18 protein-coding genes and 1 pseudogene are annotated in these 20,530 nt (G+C 72.4%); 11 read left to right on the top strand and 8 right to left on the bottom strand.

The genetic code is table 11. From position 1 onward, the window contains the following. Positions 1–129: 129 nt before the first annotated feature. From ABZ192_RS19825 to ABZ192_RS19805, 5 genes are all read left to right on the top strand, one after another. Positions 130–2,169 carry a bifunctional aldolase/short-chain dehydrogenase gene (locus ABZ192_RS19825; protein WP_356925749.1) on the top strand — a complete coding sequence of 680 codons (2,040 nt, stop codon included), beginning with the start codon at positions 130–132 and terminating at the stop codon, positions 2,167–2,169. Continuing rightward, positions 2,166–3,614: a rhamnulokinase family protein gene (locus ABZ192_RS19820; RefSeq protein WP_356925748.1), complete on the top strand. Its 1,449-nt coding sequence runs from the start codon at positions 2,166–2,168 to the stop codon at positions 3,612–3,614. Before ABZ192_RS19825 ends, ABZ192_RS19820 begins: the two co-directional genes overlap by 4 nt. Positions 3,615–3,685: 71 nt before the next feature. After that, on the top strand, positions 3,686–4,441 hold the full coding sequence (locus ABZ192_RS19815; RefSeq protein WP_356925747.1) for a (Fe-S)-binding protein: 756 nt from the start codon (positions 3,686–3,688) through the stop codon (positions 4,439–4,441). Next, positions 4,438–5,916 carry a LutB/LldF family L-lactate oxidation iron-sulfur protein gene (locus tag ABZ192_RS19810; protein ID WP_356925746.1) on the top strand — a complete coding sequence of 493 codons (1,479 nt, stop codon included), beginning with the start codon at positions 4,438–4,440 and terminating at the stop codon, positions 5,914–5,916. The genes ABZ192_RS19815 and ABZ192_RS19810 overlap by 4 nt, the downstream gene beginning before the upstream one ends. Further along, complete coding sequence (locus ABZ192_RS19805; RefSeq protein WP_356925745.1) at positions 5,913–6,575, top strand: lactate utilization protein C; 663 nt, start codon at positions 5,913–5,915, stop codon at positions 6,573–6,575. The genes ABZ192_RS19810 and ABZ192_RS19805 overlap by 4 nt, the downstream gene beginning before the upstream one ends. Here ABZ192_RS19805 and ABZ192_RS19800 read toward each other — a convergent pair. Next, positions 6,551–6,643: pseudogene (locus ABZ192_RS19800) on the bottom strand (oxidoreductase); the annotation flags it as partial. The gene ABZ192_RS19805 and the pseudogene ABZ192_RS19800 sit on opposite strands and share 25 nt — an antisense overlap. 414 nt (positions 6,644–7,057) lie before the next feature. On the opposite strand from ABZ192_RS19800, the gene ABZ192_RS19795 reads away from it, so the two are divergent. The 3 genes from ABZ192_RS19795 (at position 7,058) to ABZ192_RS19785 (ending at position 10,128) form a co-directional block, all read left to right on the top strand. Beyond that, positions 7,058–7,753: a VCBS repeat-containing protein gene (locus ABZ192_RS19795; protein ID WP_356925744.1), complete on the top strand. Its 696-nt coding sequence runs from the start codon at positions 7,058–7,060 to the stop codon at positions 7,751–7,753. Positions 7,754–7,915: 162 nt separating this feature from the next. Continuing rightward, positions 7,916–8,773, top strand: a complete 858-nt coding sequence (locus ABZ192_RS19790; protein WP_356925743.1) for a MoxR family ATPase — start codon at positions 7,916–7,918, stop codon at positions 8,771–8,773. Then, a complete protein-coding gene (locus ABZ192_RS19785) occupies positions 8,770–10,128 on the top strand; it encodes a VWA domain-containing protein (protein ID WP_356925742.1) in 1,359 nt (452 codons plus the stop codon). Before ABZ192_RS19790 ends, ABZ192_RS19785 begins: the two co-directional genes overlap by 4 nt. Before the next feature lie 30 nt (positions 10,129–10,158). On the opposite strand, the gene ABZ192_RS19780 is transcribed toward ABZ192_RS19785, so the two are convergent. The 3 genes from ABZ192_RS19780 to ABZ192_RS19770 form a co-directional block, all read right to left on the bottom strand. Further along, positions 10,159–10,518: a cupin domain-containing protein gene (locus tag ABZ192_RS19780; protein WP_356925741.1), complete on the bottom strand. Its 360-nt coding sequence runs from the start codon at positions 10,516–10,518 to the stop codon at positions 10,159–10,161. A gap of 61 nt (positions 10,519–10,579) precedes the next feature. Beyond that, on the bottom strand, positions 10,580–11,560 hold the full coding sequence (locus tag ABZ192_RS19775) for a pyridoxal-phosphate dependent enzyme (RefSeq protein WP_356925740.1): 981 nt from the start codon (positions 11,558–11,560) through the stop codon (positions 10,580–10,582). Further along, complete coding sequence (locus ABZ192_RS19770; RefSeq protein ID WP_356925739.1) at positions 11,557–12,249, bottom strand: PAS domain-containing protein; 693 nt, start codon at positions 12,247–12,249, stop codon at positions 11,557–11,559. Before ABZ192_RS19770 ends, ABZ192_RS19775 begins: the two co-directional genes overlap by 4 nt. 172 nt (positions 12,250–12,421) lie before the next feature. Here ABZ192_RS19770 and ABZ192_RS19765 point away from each other — a divergent pair, with 172 nt between their 5' ends. From ABZ192_RS19765 to ABZ192_RS19755, 3 genes are read left to right on the top strand one after another with little or no spacing between them, the layout of a single operon-like run. After that, a complete protein-coding gene (locus tag ABZ192_RS19765) occupies positions 12,422–13,342 on the top strand; it encodes a zinc ABC transporter substrate-binding protein (protein WP_356925738.1) in 921 nt (306 codons plus the stop codon). Further along, positions 13,339–14,187: an ATP-binding cassette domain-containing protein gene (locus tag ABZ192_RS19760; RefSeq protein WP_356925737.1), complete on the top strand. Its 849-nt coding sequence runs from the start codon at positions 13,339–13,341 to the stop codon at positions 14,185–14,187. Before ABZ192_RS19765 ends, ABZ192_RS19760 begins: the two co-directional genes overlap by 4 nt. Then, complete coding sequence (locus ABZ192_RS19755) at positions 14,184–15,065, top strand: metal ABC transporter permease (protein WP_356925736.1); 882 nt, start codon at positions 14,184–14,186, stop codon at positions 15,063–15,065. The genes ABZ192_RS19760 and ABZ192_RS19755 overlap by 4 nt, the downstream gene beginning before the upstream one ends. 30 nt (positions 15,066–15,095) lie before the next feature. Here the strand turns inward: ABZ192_RS19755 and ABZ192_RS19750 are convergent, their stop codons facing one another. From ABZ192_RS19750 to ABZ192_RS19735, 4 genes are read right to left on the bottom strand one after another with little or no spacing between them, the layout of a single operon-like run. After that, entirely contained in the window at positions 15,096–16,793 is a 1,698-nt protein-coding gene (locus ABZ192_RS19750; protein ID WP_356925735.1) for an amidohydrolase, read from the bottom strand. 33 nt (positions 16,794–16,826) lie between these two features. Then, positions 16,827–17,810: an ABC transporter permease gene (locus ABZ192_RS19745; RefSeq protein ID WP_356925734.1), complete on the bottom strand. Its 984-nt coding sequence runs from the start codon at positions 17,808–17,810 to the stop codon at positions 16,827–16,829. Next, on the bottom strand, positions 17,807–19,360 hold the full coding sequence (locus tag ABZ192_RS19740) for a sugar ABC transporter ATP-binding protein (protein ID WP_356925733.1): 1,554 nt from the start codon (positions 19,358–19,360) through the stop codon (positions 17,807–17,809). The genes ABZ192_RS19745 and ABZ192_RS19740 overlap by 4 nt, the downstream gene beginning before the upstream one ends. A gap of 11 nt (positions 19,361–19,371) precedes the next feature. Further along, the gene (locus ABZ192_RS19735; RefSeq protein WP_356925732.1) at positions 19,372–20,382 is read right to left on the bottom strand and encodes a sugar ABC transporter substrate-binding protein; all 1,011 of its coding nucleotides are present in this window, start codon (positions 20,380–20,382) and stop codon (positions 19,372–19,374) included. Positions 20,383–20,530: the final 148 nt, after the last annotated feature.

The raw sequence follows: 20,530 nt of genomic DNA, 5'->3' as shown, positions 1-20,530 counted from the left end.
GTCTGCCGAGATCTGTTGTCTGCGGGGGGCGGGCCGAGTGTGGCTGGTCGCGCCCCGCGGCGGAGCCGCTGATCGACACAGCCCCGCGCCCCTGAAGAACCCACCCTCCGTTGAAAGGAACCGGTATCCATGACACCGCACCCCGAAGCCGCCGCTCTCCTGGCTCGTTCCCACCGGCTCGGCTCCGATCCCCGTAACACCAACTACGCGGGAGGCAACGCCTCCGCCAAAGGCACCGAGACCGACCCCGTCACCGGTGGTGATGTCGAGCTGATGTGGGTGAAGGGGTCCGGCGGTGACCTCGGCACGCTCACCGAGGCGGGACTCGCCGTGCTCCGGCTGGACCGGATGCGGGCGCTCGTCGATGTCTATCCGGGGGTGGAACGCGAGGACGAGATGGTCGCCGCGTTCGACTACTGCCTGCACGGGAAGGGCGGTGCGGCGCCGTCCATCGACACCGCCATGCACGGGCTCGTCGAGGCCGCCCACGTCGATCACCTCCACCCGGACTCCGGTATCGCGCTGGCGTGTGCCGCCGACGGGGAGAAGCTGACCGCCGAGTGTTTCGGGGACAGTGTCGTGTGGGTGCCGTGGCGGCGGCCCGGGTTCCAGCTGGGGCTGGACATCGCGGCCGTGAAGGAGGCCAATCCGCAGGCCATCGGGTGCGTTCTGGGCGGGCACGGGATCACGGCCTGGGGTGACACGTCCGAGGAGTGCGAGCGGAACTCGCTGCACATCATCCGGACCGCGGAGAAGTTCCTCGCCGAGCGCGGCAAGGACGAGCCCTTCGGGCCGGTGATCGAGGGGTACGCCGCGCTGAGTGCCGGAGAGCGACGGGAGCGGGCCGCCGCGCTCGCGCCGTACGTCCGCGCCCTCGCGTCCCAGGACCGGCCTCAGGTCGGGCACTTCGACGACTCCGAGGTGGTCCTCGACTTCCTGGCGAGCGCCGAGCATCCGCGGCTGGCCGCGCTGGGCACTTCCTGCCCGGACCACTTCCTGCGGACCAAGGTGCGGCCGCTGGTCCTCGACCTGCCGCCCACGGCTCCACTCGACGAGGCGATCGCCCGGCTGAAGGAGCTGCACGCGGAGTACCGCGAGGAGTACGCCGCCTACTACCAGCGGCACGCCGAGCCCGACTCCCCCGCCATGCGCGGCGCCGACCCGGCCATCGTGCTGGTCCCGGGCGTGGGCATGTTCAGCTACGGCAAGGACAAGCAGACCGCCCGGGTGGCCGGCGAGTTCTACGTCAACGCCATCAATGTGATGCGCGGGGCGGAGGCCGTGTCCACGTACGCGCCCATCGAGGAGTCGGAGAAGTTCCGTATCGAGTACTGGGCGCTGGAGGAGGCCAAGCTCCAGCGGATGCCGAAGCCCAAGGCGCTCGCGACGCGGGTCGCTCTGGTCACGGGTGCAGGCAGCGGCATCGGGAAGGCGATCGCGCACCGGCTGGCCGCCGAGGGCGCCTGTGTGGTCGTGGCCGATCTGAACGGGGAGAACGCGGCCGCGGTCGCCGAGGAGCTGGGCGGTCCGGACAAGGCCGTCGCCGTGACCGTGGACGTGACGTCCGAGGAGCAGATCGCCGAGGCGTTCAAGGCGGCCGTGCTGGCGTTCGGCGGTGTCGATCTGGTCGTCAACAACGCCGGTATCTCGATCTCCAAGCCGCTGCTGGAGACGTCGGCCAAGGACTGGGACCTCCAGCACGACATCATGGCCCGCGGCTCCTTCCTCGTGTCGCGGGAAGCGGCCCGGGTGATGATCGCGCAGGAGCTGGGGGGCGACATCGTCTACATCGCCTCGAAGAACGCCGTGTTCGCCGGGCCCAACAACATCGCCTACTCGGCCACCAAGGCCGACCAGGCCCACCAGGTGCGGCTGCTCGCCGCCGAGCTGGGCGAGCACGGCATCCGGGTCAACGGCGTCAACCCCGACGGTGTCGTACGGGGCTCCGGGATCTTCGCCGGCGGGTGGGGCGCCAAGCGAGCCGCCGTGTACGGGGTCGAGGAGGAGAAGCTCGGCGAGTTCTACGCCCAGCGGACCATCCTCAAGCGTGAGGTGCTGCCCGAGCACGTCGCGAACGCGGTCTTCGCCCTCACCGGCGGCGACCTCACCCACACCACCGGGCTGCACGTCCCGGTCGACGCCGGCGTCGCGGCCGCCTTCCTGCGGTGAGCGCGGCCGTGAAGTCGTACGCCGCGGTCGACCTCGGCGCGTCCAGCGGGCGCGTCATGGTCGGCCGCGTCGGGCCCGACAGCCTGGAGCTGACCGAGGCGCACCGCTTCCCGAACCGGCCCGTGCGTGTGCCCGAGGGTCTGCGCTGGGATGTGCTCGGCTTGTACGCGGGAGTGCTGGAGGGGCTGAAGGCGGCCGGGCAGGTCGACTCCGTCGGGATCGACAGCTGGGCCGTGGACTACGGACTGCTCGACGCGGACGGGGCGCTGCTCGGCAATCCCGTGCACTACCGGGACTCCCGGACGGAGGGGGTCGCGGAGAAGGTGTGGGCGACCGTCCCGGCGGAGGAGCTGTACGCGGCGACCGGGTTGCAGTACGCGCCTTTCAACACCCTGTACCAGCTGACGGCCGCCCGGTCCTCGGCCCAGCTGTCCTCCGCCCGGCGGCTGCTGCTCATCCCCGACCTCCTGACGTACTGGCTCACCGGCGAGCAGGGCACCGAGCTCACCAATGCCTCGACGACCCAGCTGATCGATCCCCGGACCCGCGACTGGGCGTACGACATCGCCTCGCGGCTGGGCATCGACCTGGGCCTGTTCGCGCCACTGCGGCAGCCCGGTGATCCGGCGGGTGTGCTGCGGGAGACGGTGCTGGAGGAGACCGGGCTGACCGGTCCCGTGCCCGTGACGGCGGTCGGGTCGCACGACACCGCGTCGGCCGTGGCCGCCGTACCCGCCGGGCAAGAGCGGTTCGCGTACATCTGCACCGGCACCTGGTCCCTGGCCGGACTGGAGCTGGACGCGCCGGTGCTGACCGAGGAGAGCCGGGCGGCCAACTTCACCAACGAGCTGGGGCTGGACGGCACGGTCCGGTACCTGCGCAACATCATGGGGCTGTGGCTGCTCCAGGAGTGTGTGCGGGCCTGGGGCGAGCCGGACCTGGGCGCGCTGCTGCTGGAGGCGTCCAAGGTGGAGGCGCTGCGGTCCGTGGTGGACGCGGGCGACGCGGCGTTTCTCGCGCCGGGGCGGATGCCGGAGCGGATCGCCGAGGCGTGCCAGGCCTCGGGGCAGCCCGTGCCCGGGTCGCCGGCCGAGGTGACGCGCTGCATCCTCGACTCCCTCGCCCTGGCCCACCGCAAGGCCGTCCAGGACGCGCAGCGGCTCGCCGGGCATCCGGTCGACGTCGTGCACGTGGTGGGCGGCGGGACGCGCAACGCGCTGCTGTGCCAGCTGACCGCCGACGCCTGCGGGCTGCCGGTGGTGGCGGGGCCGACCGAGGCGGCCGCCCTGGGGAACGTGCTCGTGCAGGCGCGGGCCCACGGGCTGGCCGGTGACCTGGCGGGGATGCGGCGGCTGCTCGTCCGCACCCAGCCGCTCACGCGGTACGAGCCGCGCGGCGGGACCGAGCGGTGGCGCGCCGCGCAGGACCGGCTCGCCGGGGACTGACGGGGTCTCCCCCGGGCCCCGTTCCCCCACTACGCTGCAACTCATCCGATGACCGACCACTAGGAGCCGCGATGCGTGTCGCCCTGTTCCTGACCTGCGTCAACGACACGCTGTATCCGGACACCGGGCGCGCCGTGGTGAAACTGCTGACCAGACTGGGCGTCGACGTCGACTTCCCGATGGCGCAGACGTGCTGCGGCCAGGCGCACTACAACACCGGATACCGTCACGAGGCCGAACCGCTCGCCCGGCACTTCTCCGATGTCTTCGGCGAGTACGAGGCGATCGTGACGCCGTCCGGCTCGTGCGGGGCGATGGTGCGGGAGCTGTACCCGCGGATGGGCGACCGGGCCCGGGCGGAGGGGCGCGGGGACACCCTCGCGGCCACGCTGGCGCCGGTGGTGCCGAAGACGTACGAGCTCACCGAGTTCCTCGTGGACGTGCTGGGCGTGACGGATGTCGGGGCGTACTACCCGCACAAGGTGACCTACCACCCGACCTGTCACGGGCTGCGGGGACTCGGGCTCGGTGAGCGGCCGCGGCGGCTGCTCCAGGCCGTGAAAGGGCTGGAGCTGGTCGAACTGCCGGGGGCCGAGGAGTGCTGCGGGTTCGGCGGCACCTTCGCCGTGAAGAACGCCGACGTCTCGGCGGCCATGGGCGCCGACAAGGTGCGCAACGCCGAGTCGACGGGCGCCGAGGTGCTGTGCGCGGCCGACAACTCCTGCCTGATGCACATCGGCGGGACGATGGCCCGGCTGCGGACCGGCATGCGCCCGGTGCACATCGCGGAGATCCTGGCGAGCACGGAGGAGGAACCGGCCGTATGAGCGGGACGTATCTCGGGATGCCGGCGTTTCCGGAGGCCGCGCGGGAGGCCGTGGGCAACCAGACCCTGCGCGGCAACCTGCGGCACGCCACGCACACCATCCGCGCCAAGCGGGCCAAGGCCGTGACGGAGGTGTCCGACTGGGCCGAACTGCGCGAGGCGGGCAAGCGGATCAAGGACCACACACTGCGCCATCTCGACCGCTACCTGGAGCAGTTGGAGGAGGCGGTGACCGCGGCCGGCGGCATCGTCCACTGGGCCGCCGACGCGGCCGAGGCCAACGAGATCGTCACCCAGCTCGTGAAGATGACCGGCGAGTCGGAGGTCGTCAAGGTCAAGTCGATGGCCACGCAGGAGATCGGGCTCAACGAAGCGCTGGAGGCCGAGGGCATCCGCGCCTACGAGACGGATCTCGCCGAGCTGATCGTGCAGTTGGGCAAGGACCGCCCCTCGCACATCCTCGTCCCGGCCATCCACCGCAACCGCGGCGAGATCCGCGACATCTTCTCCCGGGAGATGAGCGAGTGGGGCCGCCCGGCCCCCGAGGGGCTCACCGACACGCCCGCCGAACTCGCCGAGGCGGCCCGGCTGCACCTGCGGGAGAAGTTCCTGCGCGCCAAGGTCGGCATCTCCGGGGCCAACTTCATGGTCGCCGAGACGGGCACGCTGGTGGTCGTGGAGTCGGAGGGCAACGGCCGGATGTGCCTGACGCTGCCCGAGACGCTGATCTCGGTGGTCGGCATCGAGAAGATCGTGCCGACGTGGCGGGACCTGGAGGTGTTCCTCCAGACCCTCCCCCGCTCCTCGACGGCGGAGCGCATGAACCCGTACACGTCGACGTGGACCGGGACGACCGACGGGGACGGGCCGAGCACCTTCCACCTGGTGCTGCTGGACAACGGCCGCACCGACACCCTCGCCGACGAGGTCGGCCGGCAGGCGCTGCGCTGCATCCGCTGCTCGGCGTGTCTCAACGTGTGCCCGGTGTACGAACGGGCCGGCGGCCACGCCTACGGCTCGGTGTACCCGGGGCCGATCGGCGCCATCCTCAGCCCCCAGCTGCGGGGCACGGGCAGTGAGATCGACGCCTCGCTGCCGTACGCGTCCTCGCTGTGCGGGGCGTGCTACGAGGTGTGCCCGGTCGCCATCGACATCCCCGAGGTGCTGGTGCATCTGCGGGAACGGGTCGTCGAGGGCGGGGAGGTCACCCGGGAGGGCAACAAGGTGGTGCTGCGGCCGGCGAAGGGGCATGCCGCCGAGCGGGCGGCGATGCGCGCGGCCCGCTGGGCGTTCACGCACCCGGGCGCGCTGCGCACCGGCCAGCGCGCCGCCTCCCGGACCCGGCGCTTCCATCCCCGTACGCTGCCCGGGCCCGGCCGGGCCTGGAGCGGGACCCGGGATCTGCCGCCGGTGCCGGCCGAGCCGTTCCGGGACTGGTGGCAGCGGACACGCGGCGGGAAGGACGGTGCCAGGTGAACAGCAGGGAGCGGATTCTCGGGCGGGTGCGGCGCGCGCTGGCGGACGTGCCGCGGGACGACCCGTCGTACGAGCAGGCGGTCTCACGCGACTACGCGCGTGAGCACGGGGATCGGAGTGTCGAGGAGACCGTCGAGTTGCTCGCCGAGAATCTGGCGGACTACCGGGCGATCGTGCACCGCACGGACGGCGAGGGGCTGGCGGGAGTGATCGCGGGGCTCCTGGAGAAGCGCGGGTCGGCGTCGGTGCTCGTGCCGCCCGGCCTGGACGAGGGGTGGCTGGCGGCGACCGGTGTGACGCGGGTGGCGGACCGGGCGGACAGCACGCCGCAGGAACTCGACCAGGTCGACAGCGTGGTGACGGCCTGTGCGGTCGCGATCGCGGAGACCGGGACGATCGTGCTGGACGGCTCGCCCGACCAGGGGCGGCGCCGGATCACTCTCGTCCCCGACCACCACGTCTGTGTGGTGCGCGTCCCCGAGCAAGTCGTGTCCTCCGTGCCCCAGGGGCTCGAACGCCTCGACCCGGCACGTCCGTTGACGTGGATCTCCGGGCCGTCGGCGACCAGTGACATCGAGCTGGACCGGGTCGAGGGCGTGCACGGTCCGCGCACGCTGGAGGTGGTGCTCGTGGGTCAGGGCAGGATCGAGTCCACGTAGCCGCCGTCGACGCGCAGGGCGCCGCCCGTGGTCGCCGAGGCCTGGTCGGAGGCGAGGTAGACGACCAGTACAAGGGCTGGCCGGTCGTCGAGGCCGAGCAGGACCCGCACGGGCCGCGCCCGCCCCTGTACTACGCCAAGCTGGCCCGTGCGTACCTGAAGGGGCTGGGGCTGTGAGCACGTACGCCACGCCGAGGTTCACCGAGTCGGTCATCGACGCCGACCCGCGTGACGGCTACTTCCTCCAGGCCGTCGACATCGACGGCGACGGACGTCCGGACCTGGTTGCCTCCGGGCTCAGCCAGGGCCAGGTCGTCTGGTACCAGAACCCGTCCTGGACCAAGCGGACCATCGCGGACTTCGGCGGCCACAAGCCGGTCGCCCTGGACCAAGCGGACCATCGCGGACTTCGGCGGCCACAAGCCGGTCGCCCTGGACGCCGCCGACCTCTCCGGCGACGGGCTGCCGGACCTGGTGCACGGCGTGGTGGCGGCCCGCTTCCCCGGCACCCCGCGCCCGGACCGGGAGTCGTTCCTGCTGGCCGGCGGCGAGGGAATCAACTGGCTGGGTCCCGGCCCCGGAGCGAACGGGCCCTGGCAGCACGTCACCCGCGGCACGGGTGTGCCGCCGCAGAAGTCGCCGGAGCTGGGCCGGTACTTCCAGGGCAGCGGGAACCTCGCGGTCGGGCGGATCGGCGGTCGGTCCTGCGCGGTGATCGTCACACTGGAGCCGTTCCACGGGAACACCGTCACGGCCTACGTACGGCCCGACACCACGGCCTCGCCGTTCACCAGGCCGTGGCGGCGCAACGTACTGAAGGTGTTCGCCCACCCGGAGCCCAAGCTGGATGCCGCAGGACACCATGTCGTCGTCGCGGACTTCGACAACGACGGGGACGACGAGTTCCTGATCGGCATGCGGGGTCCCGCGCCGGCGCAGGGTGTCTGGTACCTCAAGCTCGACGCGCAGGGCAACACGCTCCTCGAAGAGCAGGTGAGCACCCAGTCCACGGCCCGGATCGCCGTCGCGGACTTCAACGGTGACGGCAGGCCGGACTTCGCCATCACCGCCTACGACACGGTCGGCTACTACCGGGCCAAGGACCCGAAGGTGCGCCTCTACACCAACGCCTTCGCCTGGCCCTCCGCGGTCACCCCGCCGCCGGGCGGCGACGGCTGACCCTCGCACGGCCGGTACGGTCCCGTATCGCGGGGTGTCGCCCAGCACACCCCGCGATACGGGTTCTGCACGCGGGACCCTCGTGACATCATCGGTGAGCAAGCGCTTGGACACCTTGGACACCCTGTCTGCCCTGCCCCTGCCGCCGACCTGGAGGCCCCGTTGTTCACATCCGTCGACGACGTCTCCGCGCGTCTGGCCGAGACCGGCTATCTCGCCTCGCCCGCCGTCGCCACGACCGTCTTCCTCGCCGACCGCCTCGGCAAGCCGCTGCTGGTGGAGGGCCCGGCGGGCGTCGGCAAGACGGAGCTCGCCAAGGCCGTCGCCGAGGTGGCGGGGGCGCGCCTGGTGCGTCTGCAGTGCTACGAGGGGGTCGACGAGTCCCGCGCGCTGTACGAGTGGAACCACGCCAAGCAGCTCCTGCGCATCAGCGCCGGCCGCGACGAGACGTGGGACGAGACGCGCACGGACATCTTCAGCGAGGAGTTCCTGCTCACGCGGCCGCTGCTGACCGCCATCCGGGGTGACGACCCGAAAGTGCTGCTGATCGACGAGACCGACAAGGCGGACGTCGAGGTGGAGGGCCTGCTCCTGGAGGTGCTCAGCGACTTCCAGGTGACCGTGCCGGAGCTGGGCACCATCGCCGCGACGCGCCGCCCCTTCGTCGTCCTCACGTCCAACGCGAGCCGGGAACTGTCCGAGGCGCTGCGCCGCCGCTGTCTCTTCCTCCACATCGGCTTTCCCGAGGAGGAGCTGGAGCGCCGCATCGTACGGCTGAGGGTGCCGGGGCTCGACGAGGCGCTGGCCCGCTCGGTCGTCCGGGTCGTGGGCGCGCTGCGGGCGATGGACCTGCGCAAGGTGCCGTCGGTCGCCGAGACCATCGATTGGGCGCGCACCCTGCTCGCCCTCGGCGCGGAAGCCCTGGACGAGACGGTGGTGCAGGCCACGCTCGGGGTGCTCCTCAAGCACCAGGACGACGTGCTCAAGGCGAGCGCCAAGCTCGACCTGGACGCCCTGTGACGGTGCCGGCGGGCGTCGCGGAGCGACTGACCTCCCTGGTCGGGGCGCTGCGCGCACACGGCCTGCGGATCGGCACCGGCGAGACGGTCGACGCGGCGCGGGCGGTCGAGGCGCTCGGCCTCGCGGACCGGGAGCTGCTGCGCGAGGGGCTCGCGGCGACGCTGCTGCACGGCACCGGCGGGCGCCAGGTCTTCGACCCGGTCTTCGACCTGTATTTCCCGCGCGGTGTCGGTGGCCCGGAGGAGAAGTCCGCCGGCCGGGACGATCTGCGCGACCGGCTGGCGGCCGCGCTCGCCGCCGACGACCGGGCGCTGCTGTCCCGGCTGGCGGTCGAGGCGGTCGACGGTTTCGGCGGGTACGGTTCCGGGCCGGAGTCGGATGGCTGGTCGTCGTACCAGACGCTGGAACGGCTGCGTCCGCAGACGCTGCTCGCCCGGGTCCGCGACGACGTGCGCGGCCGGGGCGGGAGCGAGGGGTTCCTGGACCGGCTGCTGGAGGACGAGATCCGGCGGCGCATCGAGGGCTTCCGCGCGCTGGTGGCGGCGGAGGCGCGACGCCGGGTCGCCGAGCGGCGCGGCCGGGACGAGATCGCCCGGCGGGCGGTGGCCCCGACCGCCGACCAGGTCGAGTTCCTGTTCGCCGGAAGGGCGCGGCTGGCCGAGTTGCGCCGGACGGTTCAGCCGCTCGCCCGCAAGCTCGCGACCCGGCTCGCGGCCCGACGCCGCCGGGCCTCCCGGGGCGCGATCGACCTGCGGCGGACTCTGCGCGGTTCGCTGTCGACGGGCGGCGTGCCGATGAAGCCGGTGCTGCGCAGGCGGCGTCCCGTCCGCCCCGAACTGGTGCTGCTGTGCGATGTGTCGGGGTCGGTGTCGGGCTTCTCCGACTTCACGATGCTGCTGGTGCAGGCGCTGCACGACCAGTTCAGCAAGGTGCGGGTGTTCGCCTTCGTCAACCGGATCGACGAGGTGACCGGGCTCCTGAGGCACGGCACCGCGGACGCGGAAGGGCTCGGTGCCCGTATCGCGGCGGAGGCCACGCTCACGGGCTGGCAAGGCAGCAGCGACTACGGCATGGCCCTGGGTGAGTTCGCGGAGCGCTACGGCGACGCGGTCGGCCCGCGCACGACCGTGTTCGTCCTCGGTGACGCCCGTACCAACATGAGCGACCCGAACCTGCCGGCCCTGCGGCGGATCGCCGAACGGGCCCGCCGCGTCTACTGGCTGAACCCCGAGCAGCGTTCACGCTGGGGCACGGGCGATTCCGCCGCGCCCGCCTACGCCGAGCTGGTCGAGATGCACGAGTGCCGCACCGCCCGGCAGCTGAGCGCGCTGGTGGGGCGGCTGCTGCCCGTGTGATCAGGCGGCCCCGTACGAACCGCGGTGGGGCTAGTCCTTCTTGGCGTACTCCTTGGCCATGCTGCCCGCGAAGTCGTAGACCACGCACTGCTCGTCGCCGACGACCCAGGCGTCGTGGCCGGGCGGGCAGACGAACACGTCGCCGGGTCCCACTTCGCCTTCCGCTCCGTCGTTCATGCGGATGCGCATACGGCCCGAGACGACGTAGCCGTTGTGGTGGATCTGGCAGCTGTCGGTCCCGGCGATCGGAGCCACGGACTCGGACCAGCGCCAGCCTGGTTCGAACGTGGCCACGGCGAAGTCCAGACCCGTCATGTGGACGGCTTCCAGATGGCCTCGGGGGTAGTCGCGCCGCTCGTCCGGCTTGTCGATCGTCTTCACCTCAAGCATGACGCTCCTCCTCCGTGAGGGCTGTGCTTCCATCGTCCGCCCATGGAGCGGGCCGCGCCATTCAGCGGGTGCCGGTGCCGCAGAGCCGGGCGAAGCGCTCGGCGTCGATGTTGCCGCCGGACAGGATGACGCCGACACGGCGCGGGAGAGGGCCCGCGCGGCCGGTGAGCAGGGCGGCCAGCGGGGTGGCACCGCTCGGCTCGATGACGATCTTCAGGCGTTCGAATGCGAATCGCATCGCCTCCCGGATCTCGTCGTCGGTGACCAGGACGATGTCGTCGACGAGCCGCCGGTTGACGGAGAAGGTGAGTTCGCCGGGTGTGTGCAGGGCCTGTCCGTCGGCGATGGTGTGCGGCACCGGGATGCTGATGCGCCGGCCCGCCTCCAGCGAGCGCTTGGTGTCGTCCCCGGCCTCCGGTTCGACGCCGATCATGCGGATGTCCGGGTGCAGACCCTTGGCCACCGTGGCACTGCCGGCCATCAGCCCGCCGCCGCCGACCGGTGTCAGCAGCGTCCCCAACTCCCCCACTTCATCCAGGAGTTCCAGTGCGGCCGTGCCCTGTCCGGCCATGATGTGCGGATGCTCGTACGGCGGGATGACGGCGAGGCCCCGCTCGGCGGCCAGGGCCTCGGCGACGGCGACGCGGTCGCCGGTGTAGCGGTCGTAGGTGACGATCTCGGCGCCGTAGCCGGCGGTGGCCGCCCGCTTCGACGGCGGGGCGTCCTCCGGCATGACGATCACGGCGGTGGTGCCGAGTTCGCGGGCGGCCAGGGCGACGGCCTGGGCGTGGTTGCCGGAGGAGTAGGAGGCGATGCCCCGGGAGAGCTGGTCGGGGGTGAGGCGGGAGGCGGCGTTGTAGGCGCCGCGGAACTTGAAGGCGCCGGCGCGCTGGAAGTTCTCGCACTTGAGGTGGATCTCGGCGCCGGCGAGTGCGTCCAGGGTGCGGGAGCGCAGGACGGGCGTGCGGTGGGCGACGCCCCGGAGCCGGGAGGCGGCGTCCCGCACGTCGTCGAGGGTGACCGGTGGGGTGGTGGTCGTCACGCGGATCCTCCAGCGGATGTGCCGGACGCCGCACTGCGGGCGGCCCGGGCCTGGGAGAGGTAGTTGTAGGCGGAGGCGCGGGAGATGCCGAGCCGGGCGGCGACCTGCTCGACCGCGCCGCGCACGGCGAAGACCCCGCGTGTGTCGAGCCCGCCGAACAGCTCCAGGCGCTCGGCGCGGTCGAGCTCCGCCCAGCTGCCCCGCTGTTTCGACTGGTGGGCGTCGACGAGGGCGTCGACGACGGAGTCGATGTCGTTGCCGAAGGTGGTGGTCGGCAGCTCCGCGGGGGCCGCGCCGAGTCCGGCGAGGGCGCCGAGCAGGTCGTGGACCTGACTGACGGCGCTGATGTCCACGTTGACGCAGAGCGCGCCGAAGACGGCTCCCGTGGAGTCCCGCAGGACCATCGTGGAGGACTTCACCAGCGTCCCGCTGCGGGTGCGGGTGACGTAGTTCAGTTCGTCGGCCGCCTCGTCCCCGCGGGAGAGGACGCGCATGCCGATCTCGCTCATCGCGCCGCCCACCGTCCGCCCGGTCACCGATCCGGCCACGGCGACGACCGACTTCTCCGGGTTCCGGTAGTCGTGCAGCACGACTTCGCAGAGCGGTCCGAAGGTCGCGGCGATCCCGTCGACGACAGGTTTCAGCGCGGCGAGGATCGCGTCCCGTTCCGCGGTCAGGGTCTCTCGCATGGATCTAGACTACAGATCCAATCGCTGGACCACCAGTCCAGACGTTCCCCAACAACTGGCAATGGTTTTCACATGACTTCGACCAGAACCCGCTCTTGACATTCATTCCCATCTAGCGTGGCGCCTGCCGAACGCCCCGGCACCCCCTCTGCACGTCCGTCATGGAGGAGCCATGCCCCTGTCCACGTCCCGCCGCCTGGCGCTGCTGACCAGTGCGTCACTGGCCCTTCTCGCGGGCTGCGGCAGCTCGTCGGGCTCCGCCGACGGCAAGAGCGCCTCGGCCAAGGTGTCCGTAGTCGCCTCCACGAACGTCTACGGCGACATCGTGCGCCACATCGGCGCCGACAAGGTCGACGTCACCTCGGTCATCAGCGACCCGGACCAGGACCCCCACTCCTACGAGGCCGACACCCAGAACCAGCTGGCCCTGTCCAAGGCGAAGGTCGTCGTCGAGAACGGCGGCGGCTACGACGACTTCGTCGACCGCATGCTCAAGAGCGGCCACAACGACTCCGCCCAGGTGATCAACGCCGTGCGGGTGTCCGGCAAGACCGCGCCGAAGGGCGGCGAGCTGAACGAGCACGTCTGGTACGACTTCCCCACCGTCGCCCGCGTCGCCGACCGCATATCCGCGGCCCTCACCAAGGCCGACCCCGCCGACGCGGCCGTCTTCGAGAAGAACGCCACCGCTTTCAAGGCGAAACTCGCCCCGCTGGAGGGCGAGGAGGCCCGGATCAAGAAGGAGCACGGCGGTGAGGGCGTGGCCATCACCGAACCCGTGCCGCTGTACATGACCGAGGCGAGCGGGCTGGTCGACAAGACGCCGGCGGCGTTCAGCGAGGCGATCGAGGAAGGCGACGACGTCGCCCCGCGGATCCTGCAGGAGAGCCTGGCGCTGTTCAGTGGGGGGAAGGTCAAGGTGCTCGTCTACAACGAGCAGACGTCCGGCCCGCAGACGGAGAAGTCCGAGGCGGCGGCCGAGGCGGCCGGCATCCCCGTCGTGCCCGTGACCGAGACCCTGCCGAAGGGCAAGGACTACCTCGGCTGGATGACCGCCAACGTGGACGCGCTCGCGAGCGCGCTGGCCAAGTGACCCCCGTGTCCGGGCAGGACGGCACTCCCGTCGTCAGTCTGCGCGGCGCGGCCCTGTCCTACGGCGACCGCACGGTGTGGAGCGGCCTCGACCTCGACGTACGGCCCGGGGAGTTCCTGGCCGTGCTGGGGCCGAACGGAGCGGGCAAGACCAGTTTCGTACGGGCCCTGCTGGGCCGTCGGCCGCTGTCCGCCGGAACGCTGACCGTCCTCGGCCGGCCCGCTCGCGACGCCGCCCGGCACATCGGCTACGTCCCGCAGCAGGCGGCGTTGTCCGCGCAGGCCATGCTGCGCGCCCGGGACCTCGTACGGTTCGGCATCGACGGCCACCGCTTCGGGCCGCGCCTGCGCACCGGTCCGGTCCGCCGCCGGGTGGACGAGATCCTCGAGTCGGTGGGGGCCGCGTCCTACGCCGACGTCCCGCTCGGCATGCTGTCCGGCGGCGAACGCCAACGCGTGCGCATCGGCCAGGCCCTGGCGACCGATCCGCGCGTCCTGCTGTGCGACGAGCCCCTGCTGTCGCTCGACCTGCACCACCAGCGGGCCGTCACCGGGCTGATCGACGCCCGGCGCCGCGCCCACGGCACGGCAGTGGTCTTCGTGACGCACGAGATCAACCCGGTGCTGGGCATGGTCGACCGGGTGCTGTACCTGGCCCCCGGCGGCCACCGCGTCGGCACCCCGGACGAGGTGCTGACCTCCGAGTCGCTGTCCCGGCTCTACGGCACGCAGGTCGACGTGGTGCGCGTGCGGGGGCGGGTCGTCGTCGCCGGGGCCCCCGACGAGCCGGCCGCGCCGCCGCACCACCCCGGGCCGGTGCACGAGACGGACGGAGTGCGCGCATGACGCTCGCCGACGGGGTCTGGCACCAGATCTTCGACTTCACGGACTACGGCGAACTCCTGGGCCTGGTCCGCAACTCGCTCATCGCGGGCGTGGCACTGGGGCTCGTGGGCGGGCTGGCCGGGGTCTTCGTCCTGATGCGTGACCTGCCGTTCGCGGTGCACGGCATCAGCGAGCTGTCCTTCGCGGGCGCGTCGGCCGCGCTGCTGCTCGGCGCGAACATCGTGGCCGGCTCGATCGCCGGTTCGCTCCTCGCGGCCGGTGCCATCGGGGTGCTGGGGACACGGGCCCGGGACCGCAACTCGGTGATCGGCATCATCATGCCGTTCGGACTGGGTCTCGGAGTGCTGTTCCTCGCCCTCTACAAGGGCCGGGCGGCCAACAAGTTCGGGCTGCTCACCGGTCAGATCGTGGCCGTGGACACCCCGCAGATGTCGTGGCTGCTCGGCACGTCCGTGCTGGTGCTGATCGCCCTGGCGGTCATGTGGCGGCCGCTCGCCTTCGCCAGCACCGACCCGGACGTCGCGGAGGCACGCGGGGTGCCGGTGCGCACGCTGTCGTTCGCGTTCATGCTGGTGCTCGGCCTCGCGGTCGCCCTGTCGGTGCAGGTCGTCGGGGCGCTGCTGGTGCTCACGCTGGTCGTCACCCCGGCCGCGGCCGCCGCCCGGGTCACCGCGTCGCCGGTGCTGCTGCCCGTGCTGAGTGTGCTGTTCGCCGTGGCCTCGATCGAGGGCGGCATCCTGCTCGCGCTGGGCAGCAGCATTCCGATCAGCCCGTACGTCACGACGATCTCGTTCGGCATCTACGCGGTGTGCCGGGTGATCGGGAGCCACCGCACGCGGCGGTGGGGATCGCGGCGGACGGCGGTGGGGGCGGCATGACGCGGTGGTCGCTCCTCGGCCCGATCCGGCTCAGCGTTCGAAGACCACCTGCCCGTCGAACACCGTGAGATCCACCTGGACCTCGGTGATGTCGTGCGGGTCGAGGCCCAGCAACGGTCGGTCCAGGACGCACAGGTCGGCGGCCCTGCCCGGTTCGACGGTGCCCTTCCAGTCGTCGGCGAAGTCCTGCCAGGCCGGGGTGGCCGTGTAGGCGCGCAGGGCGTCGGCGAGCGGCACGCACTGTTCGGGGCCGCTGGGGCGTCCGCTGGCCTTGGACTCGCGGAGCATCATCGAGGCCACGCCCTGGCGCCAGTCGGGCTCGGTGATCGGCGCGTCGGAGCTGGCGCAGACCCGTACTCCGGCGCCGAGCGCGGAGCGCACCGGCCACTGGTAGGCGGAGCGTTCGGGGCCCACGACCTCGTCCATCAGGTCGGAGATGGTCCACTTGATGGCGGGGTTCATGTTGACGCCGTAACCGTGCGCGGCGAGCTTCACCAGGCTGCCGGGGCTGATGAAGTCGCCGTGGATGACGTAGTGCCGGGCGTCGGGGCGGGGCGCGGCCGTGTTCGCGGCGACGAAGGCGTCCACCACCGTGTCGATGGCGCGGTCGCCGGTGACGTGCACGCCGAGCTGGAACCCGGCCTCGTGGGCGATCCGGATCATCTCGCGCAGTTCGTCGGCCTGGAGCGCCGGGGTGTCGCCGTGGACGCACAGGGCGCCGTGACCGCCCTGCGGGTAGGGCTCGTTCATCCAGGCCGTGCGGTTGGGCGGCACGCCGTCGCCGAAGATCTTGACGCCGATGGCCCGCAGCAGCCGGGGGTCGGCGGACTCGGGACGGCGCAGTTCGGCCAGGCCCTCGCGGACGTCGGCGGCGGAGCCGCCCATGGGGGCGGGCAGCAGCAGGACGCTGACGCGTGCCCGGAGTTCGCCGCTCGCCGCGAGGTCCGCGTACGCGGTCCAGTTGTCGGTGCTCAGGCCGCCGAAGAGGGTGCCGGAGCCGCCGGGGCCGAGGCCGGGCTCGGTGTAGCTGGTGATGCCTCGCGCGTGCAGTTCGCGGATCACGTTCTGGATGGCCTGGCGGCGCTGGGCGGGGGTGGGGGCGGGCAGGGCGGCCTGGACGAGTCGCCCGGCGGCCTCGCGCAGGATGCCGGTCGGCCGGCCGTCGGGGTCGTGGTCGATGACGCCGCCGGGCGGGGGCGTGGTGTCCGCGTCGATGCCGCAGCGGCGCAGCGCCTCGGAGTTGGCCCACACCATGTGCGAGGAGAAGTCGGTCAGGCAGACCGGGTGGCCCGGCGCCACCGCGTCCAGGTCCCGGCGGTGCGGGAAGCGGCCCGGGTCGGCCAGGCACTCGGCGAGGTAACCGGGGTCCCAGCCCAGACCGACGATCCACGCTCCGTCCGGGGCGTCCCGTGCCGCCCGTGCCACGGCCGCGGCGATGTCGGCGATGGACCCCACCGCCGGATGGCCGACGTCGATGGCGAACGGCGGTTTCGTCATCCCGTAGGCGGCTCCGTGCAGATGCGAGTCGTTGATGCCGGGCAGCACGGTCCGGCCGCCCAGTTCGACGATCCGGGTGCCGGGCCCGGCCAGGGCGCGCATCTGCGCGTCGCTGCCGACGGCCAGGATGTCCCGGCCGCGTACGGCGACGCCTTCGGCGACGGTGAAGCCGGCGTCGACGGTGAGGACCTGGCCGCCGGTCAGGACGAGGGTGGGAGCGGTGTCGCTCACGGTGACCTCTCTCTTCTCTCAGGGGGAGGGGGATCAGCGCCCCGTGCGGGGTGCGAAGTACGCCAGAGCCGCGCCGGCCACCAGCGCGACGCCCTGGGCCATCTGCTGCCAGAACGTCGGCACGTTCAGCAGGGTCAGGCCGTTCTGCAGGCCGCCGAGGAACAGCACGCCGAGCAGGACGCCGAGGATCGAGCCGGAGCCACCGGTCAGGGCGACTCCGCCGACCAGCACGGCGGTGAGCACGGCCAGCTCGAAACCGGCTCCCGAGGTCCCGGCCACCACGCTGTCCAGGACCGACGCCTTGACGGCACCGGCCAGCGCGGCGGCCACGCCGGTGACGACGAACAGCCCGAAGGGGGTGCGGCGGACCTGGATGCCGGAGAGGTGGGCGGCCTCCCGGTTGACGCCGATGGCGAAGACGTGCCGTCCGGCCGGGGTCACCGCGAGGAACAGCGCGCCCGCCGCCAGGACCAGCGCCGCGATGACGACCGGCGCCGCGATCCCGGCGATCCGCGCCCCGCCGATCCAGGCGAACCCGGAGCCGAAGCCGCTCAGCGGCAGCGGGAACAACTGCTGCGCCAGACCGCGTACGGCGGTCAGCATGCCGAGCGTGACGATGAACGCGGACAGGCCGAAGTAGCAGCACAGAACACCGTTCACGGCGCCGACCACCGCCCCGGCGGCGAGCGCCCCGAGCAGGGCCACGGCGGGCGACTGGTGGTGCTGCCCGGCCAGCCAGCCCGCGACAAGGCCGCCGAGGGCGAGCGTCGAGCCGACCGACAGGTCGAGGTACCCGCTGATGACGAGCAGGGCCAGCGGGACGGCGACGATGGCGAGGGTGGCGGCGTCGGTGGCGATGCCGCCGAGGTTGGCGGGGTCGAGGAAGCTGCCCGTGGTCAGCTGGAAGACCAGCACCATCACGACGAGGACGACGAAGAGCGGGTTGCGGCGCACGGTGGTCAGCCCGCCCGTGGCAAGCAGGTGCGGGCGGGTGAGGACGCGGTCGGCGGTGGTCATGCTGCTCCTTCGGCGGGCAGGGGGTCGGGGTCGGCGTCGTGGACCGCCGAGAGCAGGGCCTGTTCGGTGAGTCCGGCGCCGGAGAGTTCGCCGACGATCCGTCCCCGGGCGACGATCAGGCAGCGGTCGGCGAGCGCCACGATCTCCTCCGGGTCGCTGGAGGCGAACAGCACGGCGGTGCCGCGCTCGGCGGCGAGCCCGGACACCACCCGGTAGATCTCCTGACGGGCCCCCACGTCGACGCCCTGGGTCGGCTCGTCCAGAAGCAGCACGTCCACGTGCCGGGCGCCGTTGATCCACCGGCCCAGGACGAGCTTCTGCTGGTTGCCGCCGGAGAACGCGCTCGCCGGCAGCCCGGGCCGGGCCGGGCGCAGCCCGATCGCCGTGGCCAGCCCGTCGAACACCCGCCGTTCGGTGCGCAACGCCCGTACGTGGCACCGGGCCAGGGTCCGCACGGCCGGCAGCAGCGCGTTGTCCTGCGCGGACAGCGACGGGAACAGGCCCTGTGCACGCCGGTCCGCCGGTACCAGCGCGATTCCGGCGCCGAGCGCGTCGGCGGGCCGGGCCGGGCTGACGGTGCGTTCGCCGACGCGGATGGTTCCGGCGGTGGCACGGCGTCTGCCGTAGAGCGTCTCCAGGATGCGGGTGCGGCCGGAGCCGATGAGCCCGAACAGGCCGACACGTTCGCCCTCGGCGACGGTGACACCGACGGGGCCGAAGCCGGGGCCGCGCAGGGCTTCGACGACCAGCCGGGGCCGGGTCGGCGTGCGCTGCGGCTCGGTCGCCTCCACCTCCGCAGCGCGCCGAGGCCCCCGCACGGCCTCCGTCGGCCTGCCCGCGATCGCCTCGACCAGATCACGCCGGGTCTGTCCCGCCACCGTGGCCTGGTGGGTCACCCGGCCGTCGCGCAGTACGGTCACCGCGTCCGCGAGCCGTTCCACCTCCGACAGCAGGTGGGTGACGTAGACGATGGCGAGGCCCTGCGCGCGGAGATCCTCGACGCGTTCGGCCAGGGCGTCGGTCTCCGCACCGGACAGGGCCGCGGTCGGCTCGTCGAGGACCAGGACGGCGGCGCTGCGGCTGAGTGCCTTGGCGATCTCGACCAACTGCCGCTGGCCCATGGGCAGATCGCCCACCCGGTCGCGCGGGGAACACCGGGCCGCGACCCGCTGAAGCAGCCCGGCGGCGACCTCCTCCTGGGCGCGCCGGTCGACGCGGCCGTACCGGGTCCACTCCTGGCCGAGGAAGATGTTCTCCGCCACGGTCAGAGCGTCGACCACGCTCAGCGTCTGGAAGATGATCGCCACGCCGGCCGCGATCGACTCGCGTGGAGTGAGGCGCGTGTACGACGCGCCGCCCACCTCGATCGTGCCGGCGTCGGGCGGATAGGCGCCGCCCAGGCACTTGATGAGGGTGGACTTGCCGGCGCCGTTGTGGCCCAGCAGGGCGTGCACCTGCCCGGCGGGCACGGTGAGGTCCACGCCGTCCAGGGCCCGGACGCCGCCGAAGGACTTGGTCAGGCCGCTGATGCGGAGGTTCGTGGTCGTCATGACGGCGGACCTCAGGCGTTCTGCGCGAGCAGGGCGTCGATCTCGGCGGTGTCGGCGTGCTGGACGAGCGCGACCGGCACCTCGACGCTGGGGTTCGCCTGGCCCGCGGCGACGGCGCGCGGCACGTCGACGATGGCGGCGGCGATGTCCTTCGGGGCCAGCGCGGCGGAGGCCCGGTAGAAGGTGCCCTGCTTGACGGCGAGGAGGGAGGGCGCGGAGCCGTCCTGGCCGCCGACGAAGGTCCTGGCGTCGTCGGCGGCGCGGCCCGCCTGCTGGAGGGCCTTGAAGCCACCGTACGCGGCGGCGTCCGTGACGCCGAGGACGAGGTTGAGGTCGGGGTGCTTGGCGAGGATCGCCTTCGTCTTCGACAGGCCCGTGTCGGGGTCGATGGCCTGTTCCCGCGCCACCACGTCGACGCCGGGTGCCAGCCTGGTGAAGGCGTCGATCATGCCCTTGGTGCGTTCGCGGCCCAGCTCGATGGTGCTGTCGGTGAGGAAGGCGATCTTGCCCTTGCCGCCGAGGTGCTCCTCGGCCCACTTCGCCGCGGCCTCGCCGAGCACGGTGCCGCCCTTGCGGAAGCTGAACTGGATGTCGGCGCTCTGGTGGTGCAGGGAACCGCCGTAGGTGACCCAGATCAGTCCCGCGTCCAGGGCCGCCTTGGCGACGGGCTCGGCGGCCTCGAAGACCATCGGGAAGGACACGATCGCCGGGACCTCGCGGGCGACCCAGGTGGTGAGGTTGCTCGCCTGCGTGTCGGCACTGGCGTTGTCGCTGGTCGTCAGGAGTGAGATGCCGTGCCGCTTGGCCTGGGCGGTGGAGAGCTTCACCAGTGTGGAGTAGAGCGGGAGCTGGGTGAAGGGATAGTCGAGTCCGATCTTCGTCAGGCGCGTGCCGCCGGAGGGCGACGGCTTGGCCGACGCGGCCGTGTTCTGTGGCGCCGAGCATCCGGCGGCCGCCAGGGCGGTGGCGGCGGAGAGGGCGAGGAAGTGTCGGCGTGAGGCTGTGGGCGGGGGTGGGGTCATGGCGGGGGCTCTCCGAGGGGCGGGCCCGGCTGGAGCGGGCGTCCGGGTGTGCCGAACAGGAAAGACCCACCGGGACCGCCGCACCATCCGTAGAAATACCGACTGCGCACGACAGGCGGCGGATCATGGGCCCCTCACCCGACAAGAG

The organism is Streptomyces sp. NPDC006235, from assembly GCF_040613735.1.
Taxonomy (GTDB): domain Bacteria; phylum Actinomycetota; class Actinomycetes; order Streptomycetales; family Streptomycetaceae; genus Streptomyces.
Note: the sequence above shows the minus strand (reverse complement) of the source record. Positions and strands in the feature narration are given on the sequence as shown.

Bases quoted from the DNA above. Each gene is read 5' to 3' on its own strand.
- ABZ192_RS19780 (WP_356925741.1), bottom strand. From the start codon at position 10,518: ATGCTTGAGGTGAAGACGATCGACAAGCCGGACGAGCGGCGCGACTAC.
- ABZ192_RS19770 (WP_356925739.1), bottom strand. From the start codon at position 12,249: ATGCGAGAGACCCTGACCGCGGAACGGGACGCGATCCTCGCCGCGCTG.
- ABZ192_RS19810 (WP_356925746.1), top strand. From the start codon at position 4,438: ATGAGCGGGACGTATCTCGGGATGCCGGCGTTTCCGGAGGCCGCGCGG.
- ABZ192_RS19815 (WP_356925747.1), top strand. From the start codon at position 3,686: ATGCGTGTCGCCCTGTTCCTGACCTGCGTCAACGACACGCTGTATCCG.
- ABZ192_RS19765 (WP_356925738.1), top strand. From the start codon at position 12,422: ATGCCCCTGTCCACGTCCCGCCGCCTGGCGCTGCTGACCAGTGCGTCA.
- ABZ192_RS19825 (WP_356925749.1), top strand. From the start codon at position 130: ATGACACCGCACCCCGAAGCCGCCGCTCTCCTGGCTCGTTCCCACCGG.
- ABZ192_RS19740 (WP_356925733.1), bottom strand. From the start codon at position 19,360: ATGACGACCACGAACCTCCGCATCAGCGGCCTGACCAAGTCCTTCGGC.
- ABZ192_RS19755 (WP_356925736.1), top strand. From the start codon at position 14,184: ATGACGCTCGCCGACGGGGTCTGGCACCAGATCTTCGACTTCACGGAC.
- ABZ192_RS19735 (WP_356925732.1), bottom strand. From the start codon at position 20,382: ATGACCCCACCCCCGCCCACAGCCTCACGCCGACACTTCCTCGCCCTC.
- ABZ192_RS19745 (WP_356925734.1), bottom strand. From the start codon at position 17,810: ATGACCACCGCCGACCGCGTCCTCACCCGCCCGCACCTGCTTGCCACG.